This window comes from Nocardia sp. IFM 10818, from assembly GCF_054655275.1.
Genome location: NZ_BAAHJH010000001.1, coordinates 3838754 through 3848933, shown reverse-complemented (window position 1 = coordinate 3848933; position 10180 = coordinate 3838754). Strand labels below are relative to the sequence as shown.

The following is a 10180-nucleotide window of genomic DNA, read 5'->3' as shown; positions in this document are numbered from 1 at the left end:
TTCTGCTCCTGCGGCTCGTGGCTACGGGACGAGTTACTGGACGGGCGACGCCATCCGATGCAGTGCGGCAAGCGATTCCAGGCCCGTCAGCACCGCGCCGTCGGGGATGCCGAAATCGATGAGGCAGGCGATCTCGTTCACGCCGATCTCGCGCAGGCGAGTCACCATCGGCAGCGTGGAATCCGGCGTGCCGAACAGGCCGTTATTGCGGTAGTAGCGTTCGAAGGCGAAGTCCAGCACCTTGGCTCGCGATTTCTCGTCCAGGCTGTCGAGCGCGGCCGAGCCGCGCCGCCACAGGTCGACGGAATCCTCGAGGTAGCGCTTGAACGGGCCTTCGACGGTCTTGCGCACCTGCGCCTCCTGCTCGCCGAGAAAGGTGTGCAGCATGACGGTGACGGTGCCCTCCTCGGCGCCGTGACCGTGGTGCGCCCGCGCCTTGCGGTAGGCGGCGACCTTCTCCGCCAGCTCGTCGACCTCTTGGAACAGCAGGGCGGTAAGGACATTCACGCCGAGCGCGCCCGCCATCTCGAACCGTTCGATACCGCCGCTGCAGGTGAGCCAGGTCGGCAGGGCCGGTTGGACCGGGGCCGGGAAGATTCGCACCGAGCGCTCTTCGCCCGTGCCATTGAGCAGCGCGATCGACTCGCCCCGCCACAGCCGCCGCACGGTCTCGATGCCGGTGCGGGTGACCTCGACGCGGTCGGCGTAGTTGTCGCCGGCGAGCACGAAATCGTCCGCGTTCCAGCCGGTGGCGAAGGCCAGGTCGACGCGTCCGTTCGACAGATTGTCGACCACCGACCAGTCTTCGGCGACGCGGACCGGATTGTGCAGTGGCAGAACCACGCTGCCCGCCCGGATGCGCACGCGCTCGGTGGCGGTGGCCAGGGCGGCGCCGAGCACGGCCGGGTTCGGGTAGAGGCCGCCGAAGCTGTGGAAGTGGCGTTCCGGGATCCAGATGGCCTGGAATCCGTGCGTATCGGCGAAGCGCGCGCTGTCGAGCAACAGCCGGTAGCGGGAATCGGGGTGCTGCTGGGCGTCGCTGGAGAAGAAGAGCAGGCTGAATTCGAGCCGGTCCGTGGCCGATTCACCGAAGCTCTCGGCGACCGGATCCGCCTGCGCGCCGGCCAGTTTCGCGATATCGGACAGGCTCAGGCCGTCGAAGATCTCCTCGGCGGTGATCTCCGTCCGATACCTGTCCTCCAGAATCGTCATCAATTCCGCGGCTTTCACCGAATCGAGGCCCAGCGAGGTGAGTGGTGCATGAGGATCGACGGAATCTCGCTCCAATCGGGCCGACACCCAGTCCACGAAGAATTCCAGAACGCTGGTGCCGTGCGCTGATTCACTCATTTCGCGCTCTCCTAGGATACCGCTACGGATGAGTAGGCCTCTCGCAAACGCTGCCGCTGAATCTTGCCGCTGGTCGTCTTGGGCACTTCACCCTTACCGACGAAAACCACCTGATGCAGGCTGATCGCGTGCACCCGGCTGACGATATCGCGGATGGAGCCTTCCAATTGTGCGGCGCTGTCCCACTCCAGTGCGTCGTTGAGTTCTTGCACGACCATGACGCGATCCTCATTGCCGATACTCGCCGCGAACACCGCGCAGCCACCGGGGCGCAGCATGGGATGGCTCGAGATAATCGTGCGCTCGATATCTTGCGGAAAGATATTGCGGCCGTGCACGATCATCAACTCTTTGATGCGGCCGGAGATATACATCTCCCCGTCGCTCGCGAATCCGAGATCGCCGGTCCGCAGGTATTTCGCGCCCTCCTCGCCGTCGATCCGCGCCCCGAAGACGCGCTCGGTTTCCGCCTCCTTGTTCCAGTAACCCGCCGCAACGCTCGGATTGCGCAGCCAGATTTCGCCGACCCGATCGTCCTGACAACGCTGCCGGGTCTCGGGATCGACGACGGCGATCCGTTCCGGGTCCGCACTGCCCACACCCAGAAGTTCGCGCCCCTGAGGTGCTTCCGTGGCGATGCCGCGCTCCAGATCCGCCGGGGCGAAGTACCGCGAGCGCGGGCCCGCGCCGCGCTGCCCACCGGTGACATACAGCGTGGACTCGGCCAGTCCATAGCAGTGCATGAAGCTTTCCGCGCGAAACCCGCTGACCGAGAACATCTCCGCGAACTGCCTCAGCGTTCCAGGGTCGACCGGTTCCGCGCCGACGAAGGCATTGTCCCATCCGCTCAAGTCCAACTGCGCCGCCTCCGCCGGGGGCACCCGCTTCACGCAGAGACCATAGGCCAGGTTGGGCCCGCCCGCCATCACATGCGCCCGCCCCGATATCGCACGCAACCAGGTCAGCGGATCCCGCAGAAAACTCATCGGCGGAATGAGGGTGCCCCGAAATCCGCCGAACATCGGCAGCAGAATCCCCTGAATCAGCCCCATATCGTGATACGGCGGCAGCCACGAAACAATCGTGCTGTCCGGCGTCAACTCGAACTTCCGCATCATCAGCCCGAGATTGTGGGTCAGATTCCGATGCAACACTACAACGCCTTTTGGCATGCCCGTCGATCCCGAGGTGTATTGCAGAAATGCGACGTCATCCGGCGCGGGCCCCGGATCGGACCACGCGGGCGACCCGTCGCCCTCCCCGATCGCACTGCTGTCGATAATCTCGATATCCACCCCGAGCAGCTCAGCACTGACCGGCGCCGACGCCAACGGCGCAATCGCCGCCATTGCGCCACTATCGCGAATGATCGCCGCCAGCGTCGCCGCATGCCGCACCGACGACGGCAGCGCGGCCGACACCGCGATGCGCCCACTCACCAAACACGCATAGAACGCCTCGACGAACCCCGGCCCCGGCGGGCACAGCAAAACCACCCGATCACCGCGCGCGGTCACTTCCCGCACCCGCCCCGCAAGCGCGCCTACCCGATCCCACAACCGCCCGTAATCGAAATCCTCGGATTCCTCCCGATAACTCGAGAACGAATAGGCGACCCGACATGGAGTTTCCCTGACACGCGCCGACAAAATATCAACCAAGGTGGGATTGCCGTGCACTGATCTCTCAACAGTCAAAGGCACCTCCACATAGGGAAACGACAGAGCCAAGCTAGTGCCCCCACCCCGATCTCATTCCGCGACGCGCCGAGCACCATCGACCCGTGACCCGCCTCGCCGACGGCCGCGGGGATCACGACCGCCTTGCTCAGCCGATGGAAGGACGGCAACCACGTGCGCAGCAGCGCGTTCGCGAAGACGCAGACCGGGAGCGATGCGGCAGCCGCATTCCGACGTGAGCGGGAGAAGGCCCGCACCCGCGACCCCCAGGACACACTGACGCCGAGAACCGTCTTCCTGAACGACACCCGGCTCGGCGACGACCTCCGCTAGGTCATGTCTCCCGCCAGCTTCCGCCATCGCCACGCCTAGCGCATCGACTGTAGGGCATTCGCCCGATAGAGCCGGAAGTTGTTGCCTGGCAGCATGGCTGGATATTCGTCGGATGTCAGGTGAGGAGTCGGTAGTCGATGGGAAATCTTCGGATCGCTGGATCGATCGCGATCGGGCTGGCCGTCGGGGTGGGGTTCAATGCGCCGCAGGCGGCGGCCGAGATCGGGGCTCAGGTCATGATCGCGGGCGGTGGCCTCAGCAATGGGTTCGGGACGGGGTGCAACTATCAGGTGGTCGCGAACTCGAGCTCCGGTGCAGGGATGAACTTCTATGACAACGGCGTGTGGTTCGGCGCGACGCAAGGGAGTTCCAGTCCGAAGACGCATGTGGCGCCGTGGACCCCGGCGACGACCGGGACGCACGCCATCCTGATCACCCAGGACGGCGATTCCAAGACGATCATGCTCACGGTCGGCACCGGGATCAATGCGGGCAGTTCCTGCCTCGTGATCTAGGCAGTTCCTGCCTCGTGATCTAGTGCGCCGCTTCGCCGCCGGCTTCGACGGGCGGAGGGGCGGCGTAGACCTGGCGCCAGTGCATGGCCGAGCGGACCAGATCGTCGCTCACGCGCTGGAGGAATTGGCCCATTTTGTCGAGCCGGGCCCCGGCGGGGGTGGTGGCGCCGAGTCGCTGGGCGTCGGTGCGGCAGGCGGCGGCGATCTGGTTGTCGATACGGGCGCTGGCCATGGCGGCCCGGAACCAGACGTCGTCGTCGATGACATAGCGTTCCACGCGGCGTTCGGCGTCGCGTTCGCGGTTGATGAGCTCTCTCGCCTCCAGGTAGCCGACGGCTTTGGAGATGGAGGCGGGGCTGACGCGCAGGCGTTGCACGAGTTCGGCCGAGGTGAGACTGCCGCTGTCGGCGGTGAGAAGGGCGGCCAGCACCCTGGCCATCATCCGCGGGAGGCCGGTTTGGATGAACAGTTCCGTATTGCGTGCGGCGACCGCGTTCACGAGTCGCGGATCGCGGCCGCCGAGTTCCGCGCTGCCGGGTGACCGGTTCGGGCGAGTGCTGCCGGGCCGGTGCGTGTTTCGCGCACCGGCCCGGTGAGCCTGATCCGGGCGATAGTCGCCGGGTCCGCCGTTGCGCAGCACCTCGCGAGTGATCGTCGAGGTGGGCCGCCCGATGCGGCGTCCGATCGCGGCGTAGGTCAACCCTTCACGCAGGCCCGCGGCGATCCTGCGCCGGTCCTGCTGAGTAAGCCTTTCTCCAGGCATCCGAAACCGTCATCCCTCCGTGTCCACACCGCTCACGCACCACGATCATTGCATTACCCAGCAATAGCTCGCAACGATATTCGCCTGTCTACCAGTGCATATCAGCGTTGCTTCAGCAAGAGCTGATTGATCGGATCGTGTATGCAACGCAACTCTTGTCCTATGACACACAACGACATTCAGCAAGTCATGGACTGGGCGGTGGCCGAGAACGGCATCCCCGGCATCGTGATCGACAGCAAGGACGGGGACCGGACCTGGTTCGGCACCGCGGGCGCGGCCGACCTCGAGACCGGAGCGCCCCGCCGACCGGGAGAATACGCGCAGGTCGGCAGCGGCGGAAAGGCTTTCATCGCCACGGCCACGGTCACCGCGGAGAACTGGGAGTCGGTCCTGGAGGATCCGAGCCTGGCGCCGCTCGATGTCACCGAATTCGAGACCTCGTGGACGCCCGGCAATATCGTCTCCACCACCGGCGACATGATCCGGTTCGTCAGCGCGCTGGCCAGCGGCAGCCTGCTGCCGCTGGCCAGCACCACGAGATGTGGACCACGGTCTCCACCGAAGGCGCGAACTGGCTGCCGCACACCCGGTACGGCCTGGGCCTGTTCGAGTTCGACAAGACCGCCGCCGACGGGCGGGTGCTGCGCGGGGTGGGCGGCAGCTACTGGGGAACCATGTTCTTCACGGTGAGCACCGCCGACGGCGAGCATGTCATTTCCGTGCAGACCAATACCGAGTTCAAATCCTGGGAGGTACTCCGCCGCATCTACGAAGCGGGGTACGGGGTTTCCCTCGGCGAGTGAGAGGAGCCGTCGTCATGCGGACCTTCGTCCCGCTCACCGCGATTGCCACCGCATCGGCCACCGCCATCGTCGTCCTGGCCCCGCCCGCCGGGGTATACCCCGCCTCCATTGCCATCGGCTACGTCATCGGCGCCCTCGGCACGATCGCCGGGCAAGTGCTGGTGACCGCGCCCGTCACGATCGCCGACGGCTGATCGCCGAGCCGACGGCGGATGCCGCGGGGCATCGGGGAGGATGGACGGATGCCCGTTGAAGGAGAGCGCGTGAAGAGCGCCGGCCGGCCGCCGCGTCTGTCGCTGGAGGCGATCATCGCCGCGGCGGATCGGATTCTGGCGGCCGAAGGGCCGGAGAAGCTTTCGATGCGGCGGCTGGCGAACGAGCTGGGCAGCGCGCCGATGGCGGTCTACTACCACGTGCGCGACAAGGACGAGCTGTTGCTGCGGGTGCTGGAGGCGCATGCGCGGAGCATTCCGCGGCCCGAGCTTCCCGAGGATCCGCGGGAGCGGCTCGTCACGACGGCGGTGCTGCTGTACGAGTTGCTGTCCGAGCGGGCGTGGATCGTCGAGGTGCTGACGGCTGACGATCTGTTCGCGCCGACCGCGCTCTGGTTCGTCGAGAACCTCATCGGCGCGGCCGTCGAATGCGGTTGCACGCCCGAGCAAGCCGTCGATGTGTATCGCACGATCTGGTACTACATCGTCGGCAATCTGCTCATCCGGGTGAACAGCGGGCGGCGCCGGGCCCAGGCCGGCAAGGCGATCTATCGCGATCAGGCCATTGCCGATCTGGCGCCCGGCGCCTACCCGCATATCGCGGCGGTCGCCGATCGCTGGGCCGAACTCAGCACTCGCGATTCACATCGCGAGGGGCTGGCGGCCATTGTCGACGGGATGGTGCCGCGGGGCCGCTAGCCTGCCGCGGTCCCCTCGGATCTGCAGCGGTCAGTCGCGCGCTGTCGCCAGCGCGATGTTCCAGAAGTCGGCGTAGCGGCCGCCTCGATTCAGGAGTTCGTCGTGGCTGCCGGTTTCGATGATCCGGCCGTTGTCGAGGAAGACGACGCGGTCGGCGCGCTGGACCGTGCGCATGCGGTGGGCCACCATGACCACGGTGCGGCCCGCCATGAGGCGTTCGATGCCCGCGTGGACGGCGGCCTCGTTGACCGGGTCCAGGGCGGAGGTGACCTCGTCGAGCAGGACGACGGGCGCGTCCTTCAGCAGGGCGCGGGCGATCGAAACGCGTTGGCGCTCACCGCCGGACAGGAGGGCACCGGCCTCGCCGACGTCTGCGTCCCAGCCGCCGGGCAGGCGCTCGATCACCTCGTCCAAGCCCGCCGCGGTGGCGGCGGCCCGCACCTGATCCGGGGTGGCGTCGGGGCGGCCCAGGCGGACGTTCTCCTCGATGGTGCCGTCGAAAAGGTAGACGTTCTGGAAGACGATGGCGATATCGCGCATGAGCTCCTCGGCGCCGATCGATCGCACATCCGCGCCGCCGATGCGGACCGTGCCCGCGTCCACGTCGTAGAAGCGGGCGATCAGTTGCAGCAGCGTGCTCTTGCCCGCACCCGACGGGCCGACCACGGCCAGTCGCCGGCCCGACGGCACGGACAGCGACAGGTCGTCGATGATGGTGCGCCCGTTCTGCCGGAAGGTGACGGACTCGAACTCCAGGCCGTGGTCGAGCGGCTGGATCGGTTCGGCGGCTTCGGGCAGCGGTTCGGTGCGCAGCAGCGTGTCGAGCCGGATCAGTTCGGCGCGGGCGCTGCGCAGTTTGCCGCCGATATCCGAGAGCGACAGCAGCGGTTCGGCGCAGCGGGCGGCCAGCACCAGAATGGCCAGCACCTCTGCGGCGCCGATGCTTCCGCCGAGTGCGAGATAGGCGCCGAGAGCCAGGAGCACGGTGAATACCAGCTGCACCGCGAGGGTCAGGCCGACAATGCCGGGCAGGGCCGACAGGGCGGAGGCGCGGGTGGCGCGCTGCACGTCGCGCAGGGAGTCGTCGAGCAATCCGAAGCGTTCGGTCGAGCGGCCGCCTGCGCGCAGGACCGGTTGCGCCTGGAGGTATTCGATGACGCGTCCGGCGGCCTCTTGATCGCGTTCGTGCCGTTGGGCATCGGTGACGGCCATCGAACGGCCGGTCCAGACCTGGATCGCGGCCACGGCCGGGGCGGCGAGGAGGGCGGCCAGGCCGAGTTGCCAGTTGTAGGCGAGCATGACGGCGACAATGGTCAGCGGGGTCACGCAGGCGGAGATGAACGGCGACAGCAGATGCGCGATCACACTCATGGCTTGCAGCACACCGCGACTCGCGAGGACCGACACCTGACCGACGCGGTCGGCGCTGTACCAGCCCAGCGGCAGGCGGGCCAGATGATCGCCGAGGCGGTGGTACATGCCGCGCAATAGCGTTGTCCCGACGCGGAATCCGGACAGATCGCTGAGATAGCGCAGGATCGCGTACGCCGCGACCGCGATCCCGAAGGCGATGAGCGCGGGCCACACGTCGGCGGGATCGCTGCCGAACAGCGCCCGCAGCACGGGAATCAGCAGGGCGTAGGACAGGCCTTCGGCGAGGGCGGTCACGGTCATCAAGGCCACGGTGCGGCGCACCGGCCGGGCGTACTCGTCGCCGAGCACGCGCAGCAGCATGCGGATCATCGGAATTCTCCTTGCAGTCGCTCATCGGTGAGGTCGAGTGCGGCGCGCGATTGCCAGAATTCGGCGAACCTGCCGCCGCGGGCCAGCAGGTCGGCGGGTGCGCCGGACTCGGCGATCGTCCCGTTCTCCAGCAGGACGACGGTGTCGGCGTCGGCGACCGTCTCCAGGCGATGGGCGATGACCAGCACCGTCCGATCTCGCCCGGACGCCGTCAACGCTTGGCGCACCGCGTATTCCGTCTGCGGATCGGCGAACGAGGTGGCCTCGTCGAGCACCAGCACCGGAGTGTCGGCGAGTAGGGCGCGGGCCACCGAGATCCGTTGCGCCTCACCGCCGGAGAGATTGGCGTCCACACCGATCACCGACTCGTAGCCGCGTGGCAGCTCGAGAATCCGATCGTGGATGTGCGCCAGTCGCGCGGCCCGCACCACGTCGTCGAGGTCGGCCTGCGGCACCGCCAGCGCGATGTTCTCCGCGATCGAGGCGCGCAGCAGGCGCACGTCCTGGAAGACGAACGACACCGTCCGATACAGCTCGCGGCTGTCGAGGTCGCGCAGATCGACGCCGCCGAGCACGACCGACCCGTGGGTGGGGTCGAAGAATCGCGGCAAGAGCTGAACCAGCGTAGATTTTCCGCTGCCCGACGCGCCGACGATCGCGGTGACGGTCCCGGGCTCGAGCACCAGGTCGATGCCGCGCAGCACCTCCGCGCCGGTGTCATAGCCGAAGCGGACATCGCGCAGTTCCACCCGGTGGCCGCGCGCCGCGATCGGCCGCGTGGGTTCCGGAAGCGATTGCACCGCAAGCACATCCTGGATTCGCCCGACCGCACGCCGAGCGGCCTGGATATCGTCGAAACCGTGACCGAGCGCCGCCACCGGCGCCGTCAGCCCCAGCCCGAGCAGCAGGAACGGCAGCAGATCGGCGGGCGCCAGACCCCCGTTCGTGATCAGCACAGCACCGCCGATCAGCACGACCAGCAGCACGAACGGCGGCGACAACACCAACTGCATGCCCGCGGCGATGCCGGAGATACCACGCACCCACCGATAGAAGGTGGCGGCGAACTCCTCTGTGGCCGTGAGGAATTTGCGATGCGCCCGCCCGGATCCGCCGAACGCCTTGACCACCGCGATCCCCTGCACGAATTCCACGGCCGAATCCGCGATCCGGCCCATGGCCGCATCGAACTCCTCCTGCTCGCGCACCCGCGTGGCGGTCATCATCAACGGCACCAACGCGATTGCCAGCACCACCGGAATCACTGTGATCAGCGTGAGCCGCCAGTCGATGGTGAAGAGATAGACCGCCGACACCAGCGGCACCACGAACGCCGACACCAGTTCCGCCGGCGTGTGTGCGATGAACGGATGCACGGCGCTCACATCATCGCCCACCACCTTGGCCAGCTCACCGGTGCGCCGCCGGGAGAACCACCCGATCGGCACCCGCCCCAGCCGCGCGGCCAGCCGACGCCGGAACGAGAGCTGCACCCGCCCGTCGAGCAGGTGCCCCACCCCGGACGACGCGGCCGTGAACAGCAGCCTGATCAGCAGCCCGGCCGCGCCCACCAGCACCACGGCCCACACGTGACCGTGATCGATCGGCCCCGGCGACAACAGCGTCCGCCCCAATTCGACGACCGCCAGCAGCGGCGCGAGCCCCGCCACCGCCCCGATCACCTGCAGGACGACCACCGCCGCGAACCCCCCGGCAAACGGGCGCAGCAGCGTCGAAAGGCTGTGCCCCGCCGCGGATTCGGACTCCGCCGCAGCCGCGGCCCGCTCCCCCGGCTCGGCAAGGTCGATGGCGTTCATCGCTCTCCATCCTATTTTTGTACGCGTACGAATAGCGTACCCGCGGATCGGCCACCGTCAACGGCGGCCGATCCGGCGAACAGGGCGAGGCGCGTCAGGGAGACACGGTCGAGACGAGATAGAGGTGATCGGACCGGCACTGGAACAGCAGGCAGTCCGCGCCCGGCGCGCAGCCGCTGAAGTGCGGCAGATCGGCGGGGAGGTGTAGTAGGAACCGGCCGAGTACTCGGATTCGATCGAGTCGTCCTCGTTGAACGGGGACT

General features: G+C 67.5%; 11 protein-coding genes. 5 read left to right on the top strand and 6 right to left on the bottom strand.

The features are described 5' to 3' along the window. Nucleotides 1-33: 33 nt before the first annotated feature. Together ACYQ5L_RS17555 and ACYQ5L_RS17550 are read right to left on the bottom strand one after the other, a co-directional pair. Complete coding sequence (locus tag ACYQ5L_RS17555; protein ID WP_459958765.1) at nucleotides 34-1350, bottom strand: MupA/Atu3671 family FMN-dependent luciferase-like monooxygenase; 1317 nt, start codon at nucleotides 1348-1350, stop codon at nucleotides 34-36. Nucleotides 1351-1361: 11 nt separating this feature from the next. Then, entirely contained in the window at nucleotides 1362-3029 is a 1668-nt protein-coding gene (locus ACYQ5L_RS17550) for a fatty acyl-AMP ligase (RefSeq protein ID WP_459958764.1), read from the bottom strand. A 174-nt stretch (nucleotides 3030-3203) separates the two neighbouring features. On the opposite strand from ACYQ5L_RS17550, the gene ACYQ5L_RS17545 reads away from it, so the two are divergent. Next, complete coding sequence (locus ACYQ5L_RS17545; RefSeq protein WP_459958763.1) at nucleotides 3204-3362, top strand: hypothetical protein; 159 nt, start codon at nucleotides 3204-3206, stop codon at nucleotides 3360-3362. A 137-nt stretch (nucleotides 3363-3499) separates the two neighbouring features. Then, entirely contained in the window at nucleotides 3500-3877 is a 378-nt protein-coding gene (locus tag ACYQ5L_RS17540; RefSeq protein WP_459958762.1) for a hypothetical protein, read from the top strand. Nucleotides 3878-3896: 19 nt separating this feature from the next. Here ACYQ5L_RS17540 and ACYQ5L_RS17535 read toward each other — a convergent pair whose 3' ends face one another. Both ACYQ5L_RS17535 and ACYQ5L_RS17530 read right to left on the bottom strand, forming a co-directional pair. Next, a complete protein-coding gene (locus ACYQ5L_RS17535; RefSeq protein WP_459958761.1) occupies nucleotides 3897-4640 on the bottom strand; it encodes a GbsR/MarR family transcriptional regulator in 744 nt (247 codons plus the stop codon). 179 nt (nucleotides 4641-4819) lie between these two features. Continuing rightward, complete coding sequence (locus ACYQ5L_RS17530) at nucleotides 4820-5179, bottom strand: hypothetical protein (RefSeq protein ID WP_459958760.1); 360 nt, start codon at nucleotides 5177-5179, stop codon at nucleotides 4820-4822. Between the two features lie 3 nt (nucleotides 5180-5182). On the opposite strand from ACYQ5L_RS17530, the gene ACYQ5L_RS17525 reads away from it, so the two are divergent. From ACYQ5L_RS17525 to ACYQ5L_RS17515, 3 genes are all read left to right on the top strand, one after another. After that, complete coding sequence (locus tag ACYQ5L_RS17525; RefSeq protein WP_459958759.1) at nucleotides 5183-5446, top strand: hypothetical protein; 264 nt, start codon at nucleotides 5183-5185, stop codon at nucleotides 5444-5446. 14 nt (nucleotides 5447-5460) lie between these two features. Then, complete coding sequence (locus ACYQ5L_RS17520) at nucleotides 5461-5640, top strand: hypothetical protein (RefSeq protein ID WP_459958758.1); 180 nt, start codon at nucleotides 5461-5463, stop codon at nucleotides 5638-5640. Nucleotides 5641-5709: 69 nt separating this feature from the next. Further along, nucleotides 5710-6357, top strand: a complete 648-nt coding sequence (locus ACYQ5L_RS17515) for a TetR/AcrR family transcriptional regulator (protein ID WP_459958757.1) — start codon at nucleotides 5710-5712, stop codon at nucleotides 6355-6357. A gap of 30 nt (nucleotides 6358-6387) precedes the next feature. On the opposite strand, the gene ACYQ5L_RS17510 is transcribed toward ACYQ5L_RS17515, so the two are convergent. Beyond that, the gene (locus ACYQ5L_RS17510) at nucleotides 6388-8100 is read right to left on the bottom strand and encodes an ABC transporter ATP-binding protein (RefSeq protein ID WP_459958756.1); all 1713 of its coding nucleotides are present in this window, start codon (nucleotides 8098-8100) and stop codon (nucleotides 6388-6390) included. Then, complete coding sequence (locus tag ACYQ5L_RS17505) at nucleotides 8097-9917, bottom strand: ABC transporter ATP-binding protein (protein WP_459958755.1); 1821 nt, start codon at nucleotides 9915-9917, stop codon at nucleotides 8097-8099. Before ACYQ5L_RS17505 ends, ACYQ5L_RS17510 begins: the two co-directional genes overlap by 4 nt. Between the last annotated feature and the right edge of the window lie 263 nt (nucleotides 9918-10180).